We start from the raw sequence: 17,724 nt of genomic DNA, 5'->3' as shown, positions 1-17,724 counted from the left end.
TCAAAAGGTCTGTTTTTATTTGATTTCAGTTAGCAGGCTTGATGCCTTCTGACGTGACTTTTCCTCAGGCACCTCTTCTGGATAACCAATGTGAAGAATTGAGGCAAAGCGCTCGTTTTCCTTTAATCCCATATCCTGTTGAAACCCTTTGTCGTATAAAATACGGCCGCTCTTCCATACCATACCGATTCCTTGATCCCAAGCCAGCAACTGGAAGTTTTGAATGAGCGCACTCACAGCGGCAAAATCATCATTTCTCACAACTGGGTTTTCGTCTTCTTTTAGAACAACAAGTAAAAGTGCTGGTACTTTAGAAAAATAATCTCTGTACTGATTGATCTTTTCTTCTTTTGCGTCTGGGTTGTTGCGTTTAAAGAAAGCAATGAACCGCTCAACAAATACCTCTTTTGCTTCATCCGTCACTGCATATAAAAAACGCCAAGGTTCCGTGATTTTATGATTGGGTGCATAGACTGCATCCTCTAATAATGGCTGAAGCTGCTCAATGCTCACCGGCGTTTCTTTAAATTTTCGAATCGATCGTCTATATCTGACAGCGTCTCGAACCGTTAACGCTTCTGTTTGTTGTTTTGTTTCTGGCATATATGTCATCCTTTCAATCAACCTTAATTGAAATTGATTCTCATTCACATTATAAACATGATCATGTGTTGTTTGCAAATAGGACCTCACCTCTCTGCTAAAAAGTTGTTTGACTTTTTCAAGTAATGTTACAATCATATTACGTTTTAAACAAATTTTGAGAAAAAAGCCAAGATGATGAAATGATTTCAGGTATTTCCACTTTGTCTCATGCGGCTATTTTTTCAAAAAGCTTTCAACCCATGATTGGAAGGGAGGCTTCTGGATGGAATGAAAATCAATATTGGGCAAATCATCAAACTCTATCGTTATAAACAAAATATGACCCAATCGGAGTTGGCAGAAGGAATTTGTTCTGTCTCTCATTTAAGTAAAATTGAAAATGGCTCAAAAGAGGCCAATCAAGATACGATCAATCTTTTGCTTGAACGGCTTGGAATTAGTCAAGAAACGCTGTCGCAAAAGGCGCGTCACCTGCTGTCATTGCTCGATGAGTTTCAAATGAACATGTATTTCTATGCGCTTGATCAAGCCGAGCAAAATGCAGAAATGATCATTCAACACGAAGAACAGTTCTTTTCGCTAGATTTAGGGATTCAGTATCATTTGTCCTTATTTCAATTTTATTTATTAACAGAAAAACAGCAGCTTGCCTTAAAAACGCACCGCGTGCTTAAGAAGTTTGAAAAAACCTTTATTGACACAGAAAAAGAAACGTTTGAATATCTAGATGGCATCCATCTTATTAAAATCGGTCAGCTCGAAGAAGGATTGAAAAGACTTGAAAGCTGCTTTTCTTACGCTTCTGTTGAACAGAGCGACCTGTATTATCACTATGCAAAAGCACTTGGAGCCATGGGGCATCTCGGTGATGCGCTTGAGGCCACACATCAAGCAATGGATTTGTATAGACAAAAAAATAATTTCAAGCGGGTCATTCATTGTACACTCATTCATGGGGTCATCTCACTGGAATTAAAGGCCTTTCAAACAGCTAAAAGATATTTAAAAGAAGTGATTTTACACACGTCGCTTCACCCTGATGCTTATATTAAGATGACAGCTTATTTTTATTACGGGGTTCTCTTAAAACGCCAAGGCGATTTCTCATCCGCTGTGCCTTATTTACTAGATTCACTCAATTATTTTAATCAAGAACAGATAGAAGATCGTTACTGTGAAACGCTCTATGAAATCGCGACATTGTATGCGGAATATGATCGCAAAAAGGCGCTTCCATACATACACGAGCTGCTCAAACAGCCTCGTATTCAACCAAACTGTTTATATATGATTAAAATCTATAAATTGATGATTGAAGAGAATCCTCATGATTTGAAAACTTATTTAGTAGAAGCAGCGATTCCTTACTTTGAACACAATCAGCTCCACAATGAGTACTTGTTTGCTCTTAGAACCTTACTTTCCTATGCGGCTTCTGAGCTTGATAAGCGTGCGTATATGTCTTACACAACGAAGCTACTTGATCACTTAGCATCATATATCCCATATTACAAAAAAGCATGACCTTCTGCCGATCGAAGGTCATGCTTTTTCTATGATTAGATGGTTTTTTGTTGATCTGTATCGGGACGGGTGACTTGTTCGACAGAATGAATGTACCGTTTTCTCGCAAAATAATCGTAAGCATGCTGCCCAAAGCCAAGCCAAATGCTGAGTACAATGAATGGGACCGTTCCCCATAATGCAGGGATGTGACAAGCCATTCTCAGCCAAGTATAAATCCCTGAGTTTTTTTGATTTTTCGCTAAGGAAATAGACACGATTCGTTTCTCTGCCTTCTCTTCACTAATTTTATTCAGTCTCAGCAGCTGTGAGTGTCTAAATGATTCAAAGTGAATTCGGTTTTTCCAATCGAGTGATTTCAACAGGTCAATTGCTTTTGCACATGAAGGACTTTGTCCGTCATAAAACACAAGCAGTCTGAGTGATTTGATGGAACGCTGTTCTCTTTTCTTTGATTCAGCGAGCTTCTTTTTTTCTTGATCGAGATAGATGATTTTTTTCATAAATTGATCGCCAGCCCTTTTCCTTCATTTATTTTTTTAGTTCGTTCAAAGGAGATTACAACTAGATTACTATAGTTGCTGGGCCTCTTGTATTGGGAAAAAGCCATCCGATGTGCGTTATATGAGCCTTTAGATAAGGGCAAAATAGCTGATTTCATGGCATATATGAGGTTTTTCAACTAAAAGTGGTTGGGAAAATCGTGATGCTTTGCGGTTTTCTGCGGTATTTGATAGAATTCTGCGGTTTTTCTACATCTTTATGCGGTGTTTTGTAGGTGAAACGCAAAAACAAGATAAAAAAAGACTACTTCCCATTGCGGCGAAGTAGTCTTTTGGTTTATATTTTTGCCAAAACTTCTACTATTTCTTTCTCAATATCTTTCCATAAGTAACGATCTGTCGTATAGTGATGTGCGGCTTCTTTCGCAAACACTTTAAATGCTTCCTCAAAATCGGGTGCATCTTTATCCGGCTTTTTCTTGTCGACAAAGCGCTGAGCTTCTGCTGAGCGAGGTCCCCATTTCCCCACTTCTTTCCCGTCCTGATCAATGATGACGATAATCGGAATCGATCTTGCGGTCCCGTTCGTTAAATACTGATCCATCAGGTCTAGGTGCTCGTCCCGAATGAAATAGCGCGCATCAATCAGTGCTTCATTTGCAATACGCATGAAAATAGGTACATTAACCATCGCATCGCCGCACCAATCTGCCGTGATCACAAGCGCTCTCAGTTTTTTCTTTTGAAGTTTTTGAAGCAGCTCTTTTTCCTTTTGATGAATTGCGTACTGGTTGTACACCGTGAGTAAGTTTTCACGATTTTTCTCCATGTTGTGTACATATGTACGTTCAGCTAATCCCTTTGTAAACCATTCATTTAGTGTCATGTGAACATCCCCCTTACCCTTCAACTTTACCACTTTTGCTATTCTTTTGTCTAAAAAAACCTTCACCTAGTGAAAGGTAAAGGTTCTTTGGACTTATGGACGTCGTTTTCGATTTGGATCCATACCTATCAGCTTAGTGACGAGCACCATTGTGACAGGCAGTGATGTATTCTTTTTATACGCTAAATATTTTCCGCGCCATTCTGGTTTATATTTCTGTTTAAACGACCGTAAGCCGCTGAAACTATACATATATCTGACGTTATTGAAGATGACACTCGCCAAACGTTCTGTCAGAAAGGACTGGTGGAACGTGCCAACATTCGATAATGGCGCCATTCCCATGTTAAAGGATGTGTAGCCTTTTTCTTTCGCCCATTGAAAAAGGTGGATAAAGAGTGCATCCATCATCCCGTTCGGTGCATCATGCATATGACGCATGAGGTCGATGGATATCTCTCCTTTTTGATACATCGGCATTAAGGACACAAAAGATATGATCTGCCCTTGTTCATCCTTTAAAATCGCAATCGGTGCTTTTTGAAGGTAGTCTTCATGGAAATAGCCTAATGAAAATCCTTTTTCTTTTTTCTTGCCCAGCCAGCTGTCAGAGATTTGTTTTAAGGTTGAGATCAATTCCTCTGAAAAGGGCGGCTCCAGCATTTCAAACGTATAGCCTTCTCGTTCAAATTTATTTGCAACAGCCCGTAAGTTTGATTTTTTCTTTCCTGACAAAGAGAACGTTTCTAAATCGACCATGGCTTCTTCCCCAAGCTTAAAGAAGTGAAAACCTAGGTCATGATAAAGCGCCATTCCTTCACGTTCTACTTGATAAAAAGCGACACGATAGCCTGCTTTTTCTGTCTGCTCCAAAAATTCTTCCAGTACAAGCGGATAAGAGGCTCTACGCCCAGAAGGATCTCCAAGCACAATAACGCAGCGGCCAATCCGGCCAAACTGAAGCATCGCCTCTCCATCACTTGAGAAAAACAGCTTTTTGTCTCCCAAAAAACCTAGATGACTAAGAGCATTTCCTCCCTTTTCTTCGAGAAAAGTTTTTAATTTTTCTTCATCTGCTTCTTCGCCGATTGGAACTGCTTTTTTATTAAAAATCAATTTGCTAATGAAAAAGAAAAGAGGGACGCCAATTAAAGCAATCATACTGGTCATCGTGATATGCCGTTCATTATGAACCAAATAGTCCTTGCTTAGGAAATGACCAATTTTCATCCAAATGAAGTTCCCAATGACATTATAGTTAAACAACACGAGTAAATATCCGGCGGCGGCGGCCACAAACTGATTCAAAGAATAAGGGGCCTGCTGCTTCACAAATTGATTTCGAAGCGAGAAAAATACCACCATGATGACCGGCAATATAAAGATCAAACTCAGGTTAAACCCTTTTAGTAAAGTAAACACAAAGCCGCCTGCTAAGGCAATCATTGTCAATAGATAAGACCGTTTCGTTCTTTTATACACTTCAATGGACAAAATCATTAAAATGATCCCGAACATTAAAGAAAGACCATTAAATCCTGATAACAAAAAGCGTGGAATGGTTGTAATCACACCTAAACGATCAACAGGAAGCACAACGGAAGCCATAATGAGCAAACCGCTTCCAAACGTTAAAATGGACAAAGATCCGTACAATAGACGGATGAGCAGCGCTCGGTGCAAAACAATTAAGACGTTCGTTGTTTCAATAGCAGGAGCCATTCTCGGATTGCCTTCAAGACGCCTGAGTGTTGTTCCAGTTAAATCGTATGCCGCTAGACAAAGTCCAAGAATAAACGGGAAAATGGAGTAAACGAAGCGGTACAATACAAGCGCTGTCAGTACCATCTCTTTATCAAACCCAATGTATTGCATACTGAGTAAAAAGATCAGATCAAACGAACCAAATCCGCCCGGAACCATACTGATTAAACCGCCGATTGACGCAATCGCAAAGACGCCTAATACAATACGGACATCAACGTTCATCCCCATAGAGACAACAGCCATGTACATGACAAGACCAGCTGCCAGCCACTCTAAAAACGATGCACCAATATAAGCATAGATCGGGTGCTTCAGTCCGTTTTCACCGCTCTCAATCGAGCTTTTTCGAATGGACGCCATGATGATGTAAATGGGCACAATACAAGCAAAAATAATGACAAATGCCCATAACCACGGCTCCTGACTAATAATACTTTCAACTGGCAGGACCCTAACTAAAATCAAATCACTGAAAATAGATAAGCCTAGCAGAACGGAGGATGTTAAAAGGGCTATGCCTTTCAGCAGTTTTTTCGTATCGGTTATGTATTCCTTGTATAGAAGCGTTCTAAGCCCTGCTCCTGATAAACCACCGAATCCAAGTACACTGTTAAAGGAGTTGGCGATCCAAGAAATTCGGATCGTTTTCCAGCCGCTGATGGGCATATCAAGGCTTTTTCTTAAAATAAAATCATATAAGGACATGGATAAAACAGCGACAAGTCCAAGAAAGACAAGAATAAACAAGTCCATTCGATTCAAGCTGTCAATAATATAAAACGTCTTTTTAATGGAAAGGCCGCTCAGCTCCTGCTTGGCGACAAAAATTAAGACAAGGATGATCACGATCGGAAAGAGCATTTTTAAGATCGTCATACCCGTTTTTTTGTTCCACATGTTTTTCCCAACTTTCTAAGTTGCTTCATTAATTTCAACTGACCATTATTATACAACAAATACCACTTAATTCATGCAGTTTAACATTCAAAAGCTTCATGATACTTTCAATTAGAAGTAAAAATCAGTAATATAAAGAAAAGAGCCGCTTAAAGGAAGTGAACAAGCGTGGAATATAATATTCATGACACCACCGTACTAAAAGAGGAAATCCTATCTCCTGAGGAGAAAAAGACATGGGTGCTGTATATGAAAGTGCTCACTGCTGCAGGACTTGGAGATGTTTCTGAATGGATGAAGCTTGATATGAGTATGCCTCAAATGAAAGTGCTCATGCTGCTCAATAACCATGGCTCTCTTAAGGTGTCCGAAATTGCTGAAAAAATGGGGGCTTCTTTGTCCAATATGACAGGGCTGCTTGATCGGTTAGAACAATCGAACTTTGTGGAACGAAAGCATTCTGAGCGTGACCGTCGAATCATTGTCGTAGAATTGACAGAGGAAGCGAAAAATATTTTCAGAAGTATTTATCAAAAAGGGCATGAAAAAATTAAAAATTCCCTGCAACGGCTCAATGACGAAGAAAAAGAAAAAGTCAATGAAGGTCTAGCCATTTTAGAAAAAGCACTTCGTCCTGAACGTGGATAAAAAAGGAAAAAAGACGGTCACTTGAGGTCCGTCTTTTTTAATTCTTCTTTTCCTTGTTTATCTGGGGTGAAAAGATATTGACGAATGACTTCCCGATCATCCCACAGGAGATAACCTAAACCGATAATGAGAAAAATGATGCTGATCCACGTACCGCCTGGGAGTATATCTTCCAGTTCCTCGATTGTTCTTTCTGCACCTACATTTCCACCATAACGAATCTCAAACAAAACGAATTTTGCTATATAAAACAATGCCGCCGTGCAGATAAACATAGCGCCGACAATTCTTCTACTAGACATGTGTTGACTCCTTTACTTCCACTGATTTCTTTTGATTAATTCCGTGATATGGGCGAGATGATGCTGTGAATGCCAGACGTACATTCCTGTTGCATCATATAAGGACACCGTTTGTTGATCGGCTGGATGGTAATATGCAGCGTTGAAATCTTCCTCTGTCATCTCGCGAAGTAATGCGACCCATCGGCGATGCAGACTGCTGATTAACGGCAGTGATAGACTGATAGACGCCTTGCTGTCAGGAAGTGAAGCAAATGCCTCCTGATCATATGGACGTATGTGCGGTGTTTCTTCTGTCAGCGCAAGCTTAAATCGCAAGTAGGCGTTCAGATGGCTGTCCGCTACGTGGTGAATGAGCTGACGAACGGTCCATCCTCCTGGCCGATATGGGGTATCCAGCTGATCATTTGTCAATGGGACAACTGCCTCTTCATACTTTTGAGGAATGAGTGCCAGCTCATCAATCCATGCCTCCAGCTGCTTTTTCGTTTGTTGGTCCACCGGTTCATATAAGCCAATCGGATATTGTAATGATGTCATCTACTGCCCCTCCTTAAAATCCTTCTAGAACAAATTTACCTATCATCTTCCCTTGCTCAAGTGTTTGATGTGCCTGCTTCAAATTGGCGGCATTGATGGGGCTGAGCACCTTTGTTAATGTATGTTTTAACTTCTTCTCTTCAAATAATGTACTCGCTTCTTTTAAAAGCTCGTGCTGCTTCATCATATCCGATGTTTTGTACATCGGCCGTGTGAACATGAATTCCCATACAAATGCAGCACTTTTATTTTTGAGTAATTGAATGTCTAAATGCTGCTGATTTTCAACAATGGTACAGATCGTCCCTTGAGGTTTAATCGCTTCTGCCATCCCTTTGAAATGGCCATCTGTATCATTTAAGCATAAAATGTAATCCACTTCGCCAATCCCTTTTTCCTGAAGCTGCGCTAAGAGCGGCTGATGATGGTCAATGATATGATCAGCCCCTAATGAGAGACACCATTCATTTGTTTCAGGTCTTGATGCAGTGGCGATCACAGTCGCCTTTGCTAATTTGGCGAGTTGAATGGCGATAGAGCCCACTCCGCCTGCTCCACCGATGATCAGCAAGGTCGAGCCTTCTGCATTCCGCTTCATATGCATTCGGTCGAATAGCGCTTCATATGCCGTAATTGTTGTAAGAGGCATGGCAGCTGCTTCGGCAAAAGAGAGATTTGCAGGCTTTTTCGCCACAATTCTCTCATCCACAAGCTGGTATTCACTATTTGAGCCTTGTCGCGTGATATCTCCTGCGTAATAGACGTGGTCACCCGGCTGAAACAACGTACACGCTTCGCCCACTTCCACCACCGTACCGCTTGCATCGTAGCCAAGAATTTTCAATTCATCTTCTTTCTGATTCTTCGGTGACCTCACCTTTGTATCCACTGGATTCACCGACACAGCCTCTACTTTCACCAAAATATCCCTGCCAGCTGCTTTGGGCTTTGCCACCTCCTGATCGATCAAGCTTTGTTCATGCTCAATTGGCAAATACTCAAATAATCCAACTGCTTTCACTCGCTCGCACTCCCTTTCTCCATGCTTCTTTTCCACATTTTATCATACATTTCTGATGCTGATGGATCAGTCAGCAAGCGATTGCACATTTAGGATTTCTTCAAAGCCCTTCGTTCCCTCACGATGTAAGAAGGACGAGCCTTTTGTAAAGAGAGGACATAGGTGAACCAGCCGCTCGATTTAAAAAAGTACTGAACATAATAAAACTGAATGTGCTGCAAGAAAACGACGATGAACAGAAAAATTGTGAATAATAGCGTCACAATGTCTCCCTGCATCGATCCACTGATCAATAACATCACAAAACCGAGCATCATGAGCTGTTCGAGCCTCTGCACGATCTGGACAACGAAATGTCCCCGTTTTGTTAGGTCACCTGATTGACGCTTTCGAATGTTTCTTGATTTATAAAACCATACGATACTTGTCACTAGATGATGAATGATAAAAAGAGCGATCATGACCATAAATAAAGGAGTTGATTCAAAAAGGTCTTTTATAATGAATGGGATCACCAAAAAATAAAATGCGGTAAATGCGTGTCTAGCTGATAAGAGAAATAGTTGTTTTTCTATGTATCGCTGCATGTGTCTCACCTCTATATGTAGTACGTCTCATTTGTCATAAGGTTTCTTCTGCCTATCAAAAAAGGATGCCCTGAAAAAGGCATCCTTCATGAATCAAACTTAAAATGCAGCACTCAGTACGACAGGGCCTTGCGGAAGCTTGTTATCCTTTTTTGGTTCAAGGGTGACAGCCACAGTATCCCATGATTCGTTTGCTTCTTTTTCAGATAACGCATAGGTGACGGTGCCCTCCCCTTTGCTATCTGTTTTAAAGGCACCGGCCGGAACAGGCTGATCTCCTTTAATGAGCCATACTTGATAAACAGCTGATGAATCAAGCTGATCTTTTAATCCGTCGGCACTCACGACAAGCTCTTTTTTGCCGTGATGCTCAATCACTGAAAAAGCACCCGTTGTTTTTGCTGATTCGGCAGATGCCAGTGATTTTGTCGCAACAACTTTGACAGGTTGTTCTGCTTGATCTGTTCCATTTGTTAAGAAATACACGTTCCCAGCTGCAGAAATGAGAAGTAGTGCGGCAACGAGAGGCAAAAGCCATTGATTTTTTTTCTTCATTGGCGGTTTCATCTCATTTGCATCACGAACCATTTTGAGATCTTGAGGCGGGTTCGATGTTGCAGCGATTGTTGTCTCTCGTATCTCTTCTTCAAATACCCTGGATAAAATGCGGTCTTTCATCCCTGCCGGAGGCGTTTCGTCCTCTGCTAGAAACGGAATATCAGACATGAGCGATGTCAGTTCTTCAAGCTCTTCTTTGCAATCCGAGCAATGTTTGATGTGCTCTTCAAACTGCGCCTTTTCTTCTCCTTGTAAATGCCCGTTAAAGTAATCAATGACTTGATGTTTACACTGAGTCATGCCTCTTCCTCCTTTCCTCCGCGAGACAGTTTCGTTCGTAAATGCTTCAATGACAATCGAACTCTTCCCTTCACCGTTCCAATAGGAATGCCTAGTTTTTCCGCAATGCTCTTTTGTGTCATTCCTTTAAAATAGACATCTTCGATGATGGTTTGCTGTTCTTTCGACAATGTTGATACTGCTTCACGTATGATTTGTTTTTCTTCGTTCCATTCTACTTCTTTTGACACATCTTCTTGATGATCTGCCAAGTATTCAATATGCTCATCTTCAAGAGCTGTTTCATTTCGGTGTTTCCTTAATAGATCGATTGCCGTGTTTCGTGACATCATAAATAACCATGAGGAAAATTTCCCTTTATCTGTATTATATTCTCCTATGCCGCGCCAGAGCTTGATAAAGACTTCTTGAAGTACTTCCTCCGCCAGCTCACGGTTTCCAGTCATTTTATAAATAAACGAATATAACACACGTTCATAGCGATCGTACAATATTTCAAGCGAGGGCTTGTGTCGATCATGTTTGATCTTGTGATACAGCTCAAAATCCTTCAGTGTGTCCATGGTCATCTCCTTCCTTTTTCATGAGAAAGAGCATTATGCATTCATCATGAAATCTTCACGTATGGCTCATCACTCAAATTGCTGAGATAAGCCTCCTTTGTACTTTACTCTTTTTTCAAGGAGAAAAAAAGAGCGCTGAAAAAGGAAATGTGTTCCTCATGAGAATGTACTTACTAAACGGATGGATTGACCATTTGGATCACCCGCCTCAAGGAAAGTCAAGAATCCATGTGTTTCATTCACTGTTCAGTTGATTTTAGCAAACTCTCGTCAGGCTCTCAATTTACATCAGGTAGAACACATCCTTTCATCATGTCATAATAGAACGAAACAGGAGAACTGGAGTGTCCGTAAATGATTGTAACGATTGTTCTTTTTTTATTAGCTGGTCTGGCTGAAATAGGTGGCGGTTACCTTGTCTGGCTGTGGCTGCGTGAAGCAAAACCCGTCAGCTACGGAATCGCAGGTAGCCTCATCTTGGTCGCTTACGGCGTCATCCCTACATTCCAGCAGTTCCCGACCTTTGGGCGGGTTTATGCGGCCTATGGCGGTGTTTTTGTCGTTCTCGCTGTGTTTTGGGGCTGGTGGGTCGATCGCAAAACCCCTGATTTCTATGACTGGATGGGTGCTTTGATCTGTTTAGCTGGTGTCAGTGTGATGTTATTTGCCCCCCGTAGTTAAAGGTCGGATGATGATCACACGCTAAAAAGCCGGCAATATGCCGGCTTTTCCTCTTTTACATTCTAAACTGTGTTTCATACAAACGCCGGTACATCCCGTCCATTTCCAGCAGGTCTTCATGCCTGCCTTGCTCCTTGATACCCTCTTTTGTTAAAACCACAATCCGGTCAGCATGCTGGATGGTCGCTAGGCGATGCGCAATAATAAACGTGGTTCGTCCTTCAGATAGTTCTTCAAGTGAGCCCTGAATAAAGGATTCTGTCTCCGTATCCAGAGAAGATGTGGCTTCATCTAAAATAAAAATTGGCGGATTTTTAAGGAAAATACGTGCAATGGAGATACGCTGTTTTTGTCCGCCAGATAACATCATCCCGCGTTCACCGATGATCGTATCAAGCCCATTTGGCAAGCTATTTACAAGATCCTTCAGTTGGGCTTTCTCCACTGCCTGCCACACTTCTTCATCAGATGCATCGAGTTTTCCGTATAAAATGTTTTCTCGGATGGTCCCATGGAATAAATAAATATCTTGCTGGACGACACCAATTTGTCTCCGCAACGAAGGCAGTGTCATCTTTCGTGTCTCTATGCCATCAATTGTAATGGTTCCCTCCTGCCATTCGTAAAAGCGTGGCAGTAAACTGCAAAGCGTCGATTTCCCAGCACCAGAGGGACCTACGACCGCAATGGTCTCTCCTTGTTTCACCTCAAGATTGATGTCATGAAGAACCGGTTTGTCTGATTCATATTGAAAAGACACATGCTCAAAAACGATATCCCCTTTTAACTGATCAACTTCAATGGCATCATCCGCATCCTTTTCATCAGGTGATTGATCGATGAGTGATACAAATCGTTTAAAGCCCGCTGCACCTTTTGGATACATTTCAATGACTGCATTGATTTGTTGAATGGGTCCTAAGAAGATGCCTGTTAATAGCACAAATGATACAAATTCCCCATACGTCATATTTTTTTGCAGCACAAACCATGCGCCGCATACAAGGCCAAACACTGTCACACTCTTAATAAGAAAATGACTGACAGCGGTATGCACAGCCATCATTTGATATGTGGTTAGCTTTGTCTTTCTAAATTGCTCGTTATGTTCAATAAATCGGTCCATTTCATGTGATTCATTTCCGAATGCTTTCACAACCCTTATGCCACTAATATTGTTTTCCACACGTGAATGGAATTGACCAATACTCGAGAACATTTTATCAAAAGCAGCAGACATTTTTTTCGTAAAGTAGACGGATAATCCGATCAAGAATGGAACGACAATAAATGTGAGAACTGCCAGCTGCCAATTAATCGACAGCATCAAGCCAAAGGCACCCGTGAGTGTCATGATAGCGATAAATAAATCCTCCGGGCCATGATGCGCGATTTCTCCAATATCCATTAAATCATTTGTCATACGGGACACGAGTTTTCCCGTTTTCTTTTTGTCAAAGAAGCGAAAGGACATTCTTTGTACATGAGAAAATAGCTGATTCCTCATATCCGTTTCTATATTAATGCCTAATTTGTGCCCAAAATAGGTCACGACATAATGCATCGTAGAGCTGATCACGTATAAACTGAGGAGCAGAATACCCCAAAACCAAATGGCATCCCAATCACCATTTGGCAGCAAATCGTCCATCACTTTACTGATGGCAAGGGGAAAGGATAATTCGAGTAAGGCTGCCAGTACCGCACAGGAAAAATCTAATATAAACAGCCCCATATATGGTTTGTAGTATGAGAAGAAACGCTTTAACAATTGACAGACCTCCTACCGATCAGACATTTCTGTCAATATGTCAGCAAACTCTTCCGCTTGATTGGCTACTGCAATCGGATCGTAAGGCCAGAAGAACTCTGTATCCATTTGATAGGTCTGCTCTTTTTTGACAGATTCTAGACTCTTCCAAATAGAATTGTTTTTATCAAATGTTCCGCCGTTGCTTTCATCAATGAAAATGTAGTCTCCTGCATATTCAGGAAGGGTTTCATAAGAAATGACTTCATACCCTGTTTTACTTTTTAAAATCGTATCTCTGACCTGTTTTGGCGGGTTTACCTGTAATTGCTCATATAATGCCTGCCCGCCTCGGTAAATTCCGTTACCATATACATAGACATCATTTTTAAAAGCGCCCATGATCGAGACCGTTTCATTCTCTTTTAAAGCAGACTTCACTTTTTTCCTAGCAGCCTCAATTCGTTGATCGAAGGCGGTGAGAAATGCTTTTCCTTCCTCTTCTTTATTTAAAATTTTTGCCAGTGTCGTCAATTCTTCATGCGCATCTTTGAAAGAGCCGTAAGGATACACGATGGTAGGGGCTATTTTTTTGTACACATCATAGACTTTTTCATCCTGTACGGCTGTGATAATCAGATCAGGCTTTAAGCTAAGTGCTTTTTCAGCTGAACGCTCGTCACTGATGTCCTCTATTCCTTTTATCTTGCCCTTTAAGTGTACGTTCTTTAAATCCTGCGTTGTCGATCCAACAGGCTGAACGTCAAGTGCAATCACACTCCCTAAATATCCATCTACGAGAATTCGTTTAGGTTCAGCTGGAATCTCTATCTTTCCTTTCACTGTTTCAACCGTTTTCGTTTCTTGCTTTGATTCTGCTGTTTTGGCCTGTTCTTTATTGCCACAAGCCGTCAATATCATTAGAAGAATGACAGCACATATCCAATACGTCTTTTTCATCTCCATATTCCTCCTTCATTTTCGCCACTACAAATGAGAATAGTTATCAATTACTAGTCTCATGTATTCTATCAACCTCAACTGTCGTGGTCTATGGAGGATTCTCGCAACTTACATATGGATAATTGTTGGATAGGCTGACTGTGTCAATTGAGAGACAAACCGGTCCATCAAAAGAAGTGCACGCTCTCCTTCATCAAATCGAAACTCCTCCAGTTTTACTGGATAAAAGGTACCATTTTTCACAGCCGATAATTGACGAAGAACATCACTTTCTTCCATTCGCTTGTCCATTTGCTTATACCACCCATATTGGTCAGAGACAATAAAAAACATATGATCCGCCTCGTATTCTCCAAGTCTCTCTAAAGGAATGACTGTATGTTGATTAGGAAGAAGAACTTCTTCTAAAATGGCTTTTGGAGGTTTTAAGCCAAGCGTTTCGTAAAGATAGAAGGCCCCTCTTACCTCATAGGACCACATATACACTTTGTCATGTCCTCTCATTTCATAGATCGCAACGGTCTCGCCTTTTTCTCTAAAGGAAGACAGGGTGTTTCTTGCCTGTTGACTAAGTTGTTCAAATCGTTTCACCCAATCGTTTGCCTCATTTTCTCTTCCTAAAAGGCGTCCTATAGACAGTACATCTTGTACAGCATGATGACCAGCGTATGGCAGAACAAGAACAGGTGCGATTTGCTCCAATCGCTTGATCAATGCAGGTTTTGAATAATAATAGTTAGGGACGATGATGACATCTAATTGAAGTGATTTAAAGACGTCATCAGGCGTGTGTTCATTTATGACGAGCGAACTAGCCAGATGTTCTTTGAGTATATCTGAATGGAGATCGGTTTCTTCGTCAATACAAACAGGCTCAATGCCTATTGCAACCAATGACCCGACAAATTGAAAAGCAGCAATCCGCTCTGGTCTTCGGTTCATTCGAAACTGACTGGGCGTTCTTCCTGTTTTTTGACGGAACTTCCTGCTGAAATATAAACTGTCTGCATACCCGACTTGCCGTGCTATGATTTGAATTTGATCGTCTGTTTGCAGAAGACGTTTTTTGGCTTCGTCTATTCGAATTTGTGCAATGTATTCTGTCACACTCATCCCCATACTTTGTTTGAAAAAGGTAGAAAAGTAACTCTCATGAAACCCCATCTTATGAGCTAAGTCTTTTCTTGTTAGTTTTTGATCATAATGCTCAGCCATATACTGCAAGATCATGTTAATCGAATAATGCACTTTTTCGTTGTATGGCTTGGATTGTTTGCGGAAAATGAACATGATTTCTTCCAGCCATTTCGCCTGTTCTTGTATGATTTGGCTCGCCTGTATTTGTTTGATGTAAGAAAAAAGGACGGCAGAGCCTTTCACCACTTCCCCGTTATCAGGGAGATGATCATGATTCACCTTATAGACCAATTCATTTTGTGCATCATGTGCCAGAGTGAATTGGTCAAATGTGACCGTATAGATCACTACTTGCTTGCTGGATAAAGATTCAACCATGACATCTATTCCTGAGCGGATCAACACACTGTCTTTGGCGTTTAGCTCATATCGAATTCCTTCCATGTCAAGTCTCACCGCACCGTCCGTAGTCAAGAACATCAGTGAAGATGTTTGCCATGAGTCCGTTTGTTTCACAGAAAGAGATCGTTTACTGCTTTCTTTCATGCGAAGAATTGTATGAGTATAGGCGGTCATTTTCTCTTTCTCCTTCCATATAAAAAAGTGCTAAAATAAACCATTTTAGCACTTCAATGTCTGACTGAATGGTGATTATCGCGCTCCAGCCGTTTGTAATTCTTTGTTTTTCTCTTTAAAGCGTTCATTATGTGAAGACACGTACGCTACTTTTTCTGCTTCTGGTTCGATGTATAGCTTTGCGCTATTGAGTGCATTGACTCCATCAACAAACGTACCGGCAATTAAACGCACTTTACTTTTATGTGTGCATAAGTCGCCAACTGCATAGACGCCAGGTAAATTGGTTTCCATCTTTTCATTGACCTCGATGAGTCCCCACTCACCTTGCTTGAGTCCCCATTCTGATAGAACACTTAAATCACCTTTCATGCCATGGTTGACGATGACAGCATCGGTTTCGATTCGTTCGATGTCGCCTGTTTCTAAGTGTTGAATGGTGACGGCTTCAATTTTGTCACCTTGACCATGAAGCTCTGTGAGTTCATGCGGTGTGAGAATGCGAGCACTAGATGCTTTCATGTTGGCGACGTTTTTTTCATGTCCGCCAAACATATCACGACGATGCACAACGGTCACACTTTCAGCAATTGGAACGAGGGCATTTGCCCAATCAACCGCTGAGTCTCCTCCTCCAGAGATGACCACCCGCTTTCCTGCAAACGTCTTTAGCTCCTGCACGGTGTAATAAAGGTTTGTTACCTCATAACGGTCTGCATGCTCGATTTCAAGTTTTCGCTGAACTGGAATTCCGTGACCCATCGCTAAGATGAGGGTCTTTGTCAAATGACGATCGCCATTTTCAGCCGTCAGCAGGATATGACCATTCTCATCCCGCTCGAATTGCGTGATTTTTTGATTCAACGCAATCTCTGGTTCAAATGTTTTCGCCTGTGTTTCTAGCTGCTGAATCAGCTGTTCACCTCTTGTTGGCGGCAAACCGCCCACATCCCAAATGACTTTTTCAGGATATAGGAGGATTTTTCCGCCAAGGCTTTCGTTATACTCCAGTACCTTCGTCTTTAAATCCCGCATCCCACTATAAAAGGCGGTGTACATTCCTGCTGGACCGCCGCCAATAATGGTGACGTCAAACAATTCAAGCTGATCTGTCATTTGAGTCCCTCCGTTTTTTCATCGATTGATCTATTTATAAGTGATATTGATTCTCATTATCATATGTACCTATTGTAGTCTACTCTGGTGAAAGGAATCAATAGCTTTCTGCAAAAAAAGAACAGGACGAGCGCTTTCTCGTCCTGTCATCCATCACACAATCGTTAATCCAAGGTCCTTTAATTCCAGCGAAACAAGTCTTGCAATCGCATCTGCTCCTTCTTTTGTAAAGTGCGTGCGATCCTCTATGCCTGTTGACAGCATAAAGTAAGAAGTCGTTTTCTCTATGCCGGAAATTTGATAAAACTGAAGGCTTGCCGTATTTAAATCTACAAGAAGGACTTCTTCTTCATCAGCTAGTTCTTTCATCGCGGCACAGTAATCAGGGAAATCATTGATATATTCTCCGTCTTTTTCATGAAAGCGGCCGACTGGCGTTAATAAAAGCGGTGTAGCTCCTTTCGCTCTTGCTCCGTGAATATATTGAGACAAATAGCTTTTATACGTTGTGAAAGGATCTGTATGCCGTTCCGGCTTCTCCGTTGAAGCATCATTGTGCCCCATTTGTGTAAACAGCCAGTCCCCAGGCTGAATGTCAGCTAATATTTTATCAAGCCGTCCTTCTTCAATGAATGTTTTTGAGCTTCTTCCACCGATTGCGCGGTTGTCGACGCTCACACCCTGCGCTGTGTAGCGATGTAAAAACTCTCCCCACCCTCCTTGAACAGGACGATCTGGGTAAGATGAAACGGTTGAATCACCAGCTAAATAGATGGTTGTCATGTTCATACGCCTCCTT

The 17,724-nt window shown here is 41.4% G+C and carries 18 protein-coding genes; 3 read left to right on the top strand and 15 right to left on the bottom strand.

What is annotated here, in order from left to right; all coding sequences use genetic code 11:
• Positions 1–15 precede the first annotated feature (15 nt).
• Positions 16–603 carry a nitroreductase family protein gene (locus ACSBQP_RS16900; protein WP_235702167.1) on the bottom strand — a complete coding sequence of 196 codons (588 nt, stop codon included), beginning with the start codon at positions 601–603 and terminating at the stop codon, positions 16–18.
• Between the two features lie 270 nt (positions 604–873).
• On the opposite strand from ACSBQP_RS16900, the gene ACSBQP_RS16895 reads away from it, so the two are divergent.
• Positions 874–2,130: a transcriptional regulator gene (locus ACSBQP_RS16895; RefSeq protein ID WP_217816681.1), complete on the top strand. Its 1,257-nt coding sequence runs from the start codon at positions 874–876 to the stop codon at positions 2,128–2,130.
• Between the two features lie 35 nt (positions 2,131–2,165).
• On the opposite strand, the gene ACSBQP_RS16890 is transcribed toward ACSBQP_RS16895, so the two are convergent.
• The 3 genes from ACSBQP_RS16890 to mprF all read right to left on the bottom strand — a co-directional run bounded on the left by ACSBQP_RS16890 (position 2,166) and on the right by mprF (position 6,183).
• Positions 2,166–2,633 (bottom strand): thiol-disulfide oxidoreductase DCC family protein, encoded by a 468-nt coding sequence (locus ACSBQP_RS16890; RefSeq protein WP_007496690.1) that lies wholly within the window; start codon positions 2,631–2,633, stop codon positions 2,166–2,168.
• 337 nt (positions 2,634–2,970) lie between these two features.
• Positions 2,971–3,519, bottom strand: a complete 549-nt coding sequence (locus ACSBQP_RS16885) for a thioredoxin family protein (RefSeq protein ID WP_217816680.1) — start codon at positions 3,517–3,519, stop codon at positions 2,971–2,973.
• A gap of 93 nt (positions 3,520–3,612) precedes the next feature.
• The gene (mprF, locus tag ACSBQP_RS16880) at positions 3,613–6,183 is read right to left on the bottom strand and encodes a bifunctional lysylphosphatidylglycerol flippase/synthetase MprF (RefSeq protein WP_060832188.1); all 2,571 of its coding nucleotides are present in this window, start codon (positions 6,181–6,183) and stop codon (positions 3,613–3,615) included.
• Between the two features lie 168 nt (positions 6,184–6,351).
• Between mprF and ACSBQP_RS16875 the strand changes: the two genes are divergently transcribed.
• Positions 6,352–6,831, top strand: coding sequence for a MarR family transcriptional regulator (locus tag ACSBQP_RS16875; protein ID WP_008341672.1), 480 nt, complete (start codon positions 6,352–6,354; stop codon positions 6,829–6,831).
• Positions 6,832–6,848: 17 nt separating this feature from the next.
• Here the strand turns inward: ACSBQP_RS16875 and ACSBQP_RS16870 are convergent, their stop codons facing one another.
• The 6 genes from ACSBQP_RS16870 to ACSBQP_RS16845 all read right to left on the bottom strand — a co-directional run bounded on the left by ACSBQP_RS16870 (position 6,849) and on the right by ACSBQP_RS16845 (position 10,702).
• The gene (locus tag ACSBQP_RS16870; RefSeq protein ID WP_217967417.1) at positions 6,849–7,133 is read right to left on the bottom strand and encodes a hypothetical protein; all 285 of its coding nucleotides are present in this window, start codon (positions 7,131–7,133) and stop codon (positions 6,849–6,851) included.
• A 12-nt stretch (positions 7,134–7,145) separates the two neighbouring features.
• Positions 7,146–7,673, bottom strand: a complete 528-nt coding sequence (locus ACSBQP_RS16865; protein WP_129548176.1) for a YfiT family bacillithiol transferase — start codon at positions 7,671–7,673, stop codon at positions 7,146–7,148.
• Positions 7,674–7,686: 13 nt separating this feature from the next.
• Positions 7,687–8,694, bottom strand: coding sequence for a zinc-binding alcohol dehydrogenase family protein (locus ACSBQP_RS16860; protein ID WP_435028657.1), 1,008 nt, complete (start codon positions 8,692–8,694; stop codon positions 7,687–7,689).
• Positions 8,695–8,783: 89 nt separating this feature from the next.
• A complete protein-coding gene (locus tag ACSBQP_RS16855; RefSeq protein WP_417901226.1) occupies positions 8,784–9,281 on the bottom strand; it encodes a hypothetical protein in 498 nt (165 codons plus the stop codon).
• Between the two features lie 99 nt (positions 9,282–9,380).
• Positions 9,381–10,139 carry an anti-sigma factor gene (locus tag ACSBQP_RS16850; RefSeq protein ID WP_435028656.1) on the bottom strand — a complete coding sequence of 253 codons (759 nt, stop codon included), beginning with the start codon at positions 10,137–10,139 and terminating at the stop codon, positions 9,381–9,383.
• Positions 10,136–10,702 (bottom strand): RNA polymerase sigma factor, encoded by a 567-nt coding sequence (locus ACSBQP_RS16845; protein ID WP_008341682.1) that lies wholly within the window; start codon positions 10,700–10,702, stop codon positions 10,136–10,138. The genes ACSBQP_RS16850 and ACSBQP_RS16845 overlap by 4 nt, the downstream gene beginning before the upstream one ends.
• Before the next feature lie 354 nt (positions 10,703–11,056).
• Here ACSBQP_RS16845 and ACSBQP_RS16840 point away from each other — a divergent pair, with 354 nt between their 5' ends.
• On the top strand, positions 11,057–11,383 hold the full coding sequence (locus tag ACSBQP_RS16840; protein ID WP_017358827.1) for a YnfA family protein: 327 nt from the start codon (positions 11,057–11,059) through the stop codon (positions 11,381–11,383).
• Positions 11,384–11,438: 55 nt separating this feature from the next.
• On the opposite strand, the gene ACSBQP_RS16835 is transcribed toward ACSBQP_RS16840, so the two are convergent.
• From ACSBQP_RS16835 to ACSBQP_RS16815, 5 genes are all read right to left on the bottom strand, one after another.
• Positions 11,439–13,154, bottom strand: coding sequence for an ABC transporter ATP-binding protein (locus ACSBQP_RS16835; RefSeq protein WP_435028655.1), 1,716 nt, complete (start codon positions 13,152–13,154; stop codon positions 11,439–11,441).
• Between the two features lie 12 nt (positions 13,155–13,166).
• The gene (locus tag ACSBQP_RS16830; RefSeq protein ID WP_175387078.1) at positions 13,167–14,093 is read right to left on the bottom strand and encodes an ABC transporter substrate-binding protein; all 927 of its coding nucleotides are present in this window, start codon (positions 14,091–14,093) and stop codon (positions 13,167–13,169) included.
• A 111-nt stretch (positions 14,094–14,204) separates the two neighbouring features.
• Entirely contained in the window at positions 14,205–15,809 is a 1,605-nt protein-coding gene (locus ACSBQP_RS16825) for a helix-turn-helix domain-containing protein (RefSeq protein WP_435028654.1), read from the bottom strand.
• 75 nt (positions 15,810–15,884) lie between these two features.
• The gene (locus ACSBQP_RS16820) at positions 15,885–16,925 is read right to left on the bottom strand and encodes an NAD(P)/FAD-dependent oxidoreductase (RefSeq protein ID WP_024720272.1); all 1,041 of its coding nucleotides are present in this window, start codon (positions 16,923–16,925) and stop codon (positions 15,885–15,887) included.
• Positions 16,926–17,078: 153 nt separating this feature from the next.
• Positions 17,079–17,708 (bottom strand): rhamnogalacturonan acetylesterase, encoded by a 630-nt coding sequence (locus tag ACSBQP_RS16815; protein ID WP_039167979.1) that lies wholly within the window; start codon positions 17,706–17,708, stop codon positions 17,079–17,081.
• Positions 17,709–17,724: the final 16 nt, after the last annotated feature.

The organism is Bacillus sp. G402 (assembly GCF_051172515.1).
Lineage (GTDB): Bacteria > Bacillota > Bacilli > Bacillales > Bacillaceae > Bacillus > Bacillus altitudinis.
The sequence above is the reverse complement of the archived record's forward strand: the minus strand, read 5'-3'. Positions and strand labels throughout refer to the sequence as shown.

Bases quoted from the DNA above. Each gene is read 5' to 3' on its own strand.
- ACSBQP_RS16900 (WP_235702167.1), bottom strand. From the start codon at position 603: ATGCCAGAAACAAAACAACAAACAGAAGCGTTAACGGTTCGAGACGCT.
- ACSBQP_RS16895 (WP_217816681.1), top strand. From the start codon at position 874: ATGAAAATCAATATTGGGCAAATCATCAAACTCTATCGTTATAAACAA.
- ACSBQP_RS16890 (WP_007496690.1), bottom strand. From the start codon at position 2,633: ATGAAAAAAATCATCTATCTCGATCAAGAAAAAAAGAAGCTCGCTGAA.
- ACSBQP_RS16885 (WP_217816680.1), bottom strand. From the start codon at position 3,519: ATGACACTAAATGAATGGTTTACAAAGGGATTAGCTGAACGTACATAT.
- mprF (WP_060832188.1), bottom strand. From the start codon at position 6,183: ATGTGGAACAAAAAAACGGGTATGACGATCTTAAAAATGCTCTTTCCG.
- ACSBQP_RS16870 (WP_217967417.1), bottom strand. From the start codon at position 7,133: ATGTCTAGTAGAAGAATTGTCGGCGCTATGTTTATCTGCACGGCGGCA.
- ACSBQP_RS16865 (WP_129548176.1), bottom strand. From the start codon at position 7,673: ATGACATCATTACAATATCCGATTGGCTTATATGAACCGGTGGACCAA.
- ACSBQP_RS16855 (WP_417901226.1), bottom strand. From the start codon at position 9,281: ATGCAGCGATACATAGAAAAACAACTATTTCTCTTATCAGCTAGACAC.
- ACSBQP_RS16850 (WP_435028656.1), bottom strand. From the start codon at position 10,139: ATGACTCAGTGTAAACATCAAGTCATTGATTACTTTAACGGGCATTTA.
- ACSBQP_RS16845 (WP_008341682.1), bottom strand. From the start codon at position 10,702: ATGGACACACTGAAGGATTTTGAGCTGTATCACAAGATCAAACATGAT.
- ACSBQP_RS16840 (WP_017358827.1), top strand. From the start codon at position 11,057: ATGATTGTAACGATTGTTCTTTTTTTATTAGCTGGTCTGGCTGAAATA.
- ACSBQP_RS16830 (WP_175387078.1), bottom strand. From the start codon at position 14,093: ATGAAAAAGACGTATTGGATATGTGCTGTCATTCTTCTAATGATATTG.
- ACSBQP_RS16825 (WP_435028654.1), bottom strand. From the start codon at position 15,809: ATGACCGCCTATACTCATACAATTCTTCGCATGAAAGAAAGCAGTAAA.
- ACSBQP_RS16820 (WP_024720272.1), bottom strand. From the start codon at position 16,925: ATGACAGATCAGCTTGAATTGTTTGACGTCACCATTATTGGCGGCGGT.
- ACSBQP_RS16815 (WP_039167979.1), bottom strand. From the start codon at position 17,708: ATGACAACCATCTATTTAGCTGGTGATTCAACCGTTTCATCTTACCCA.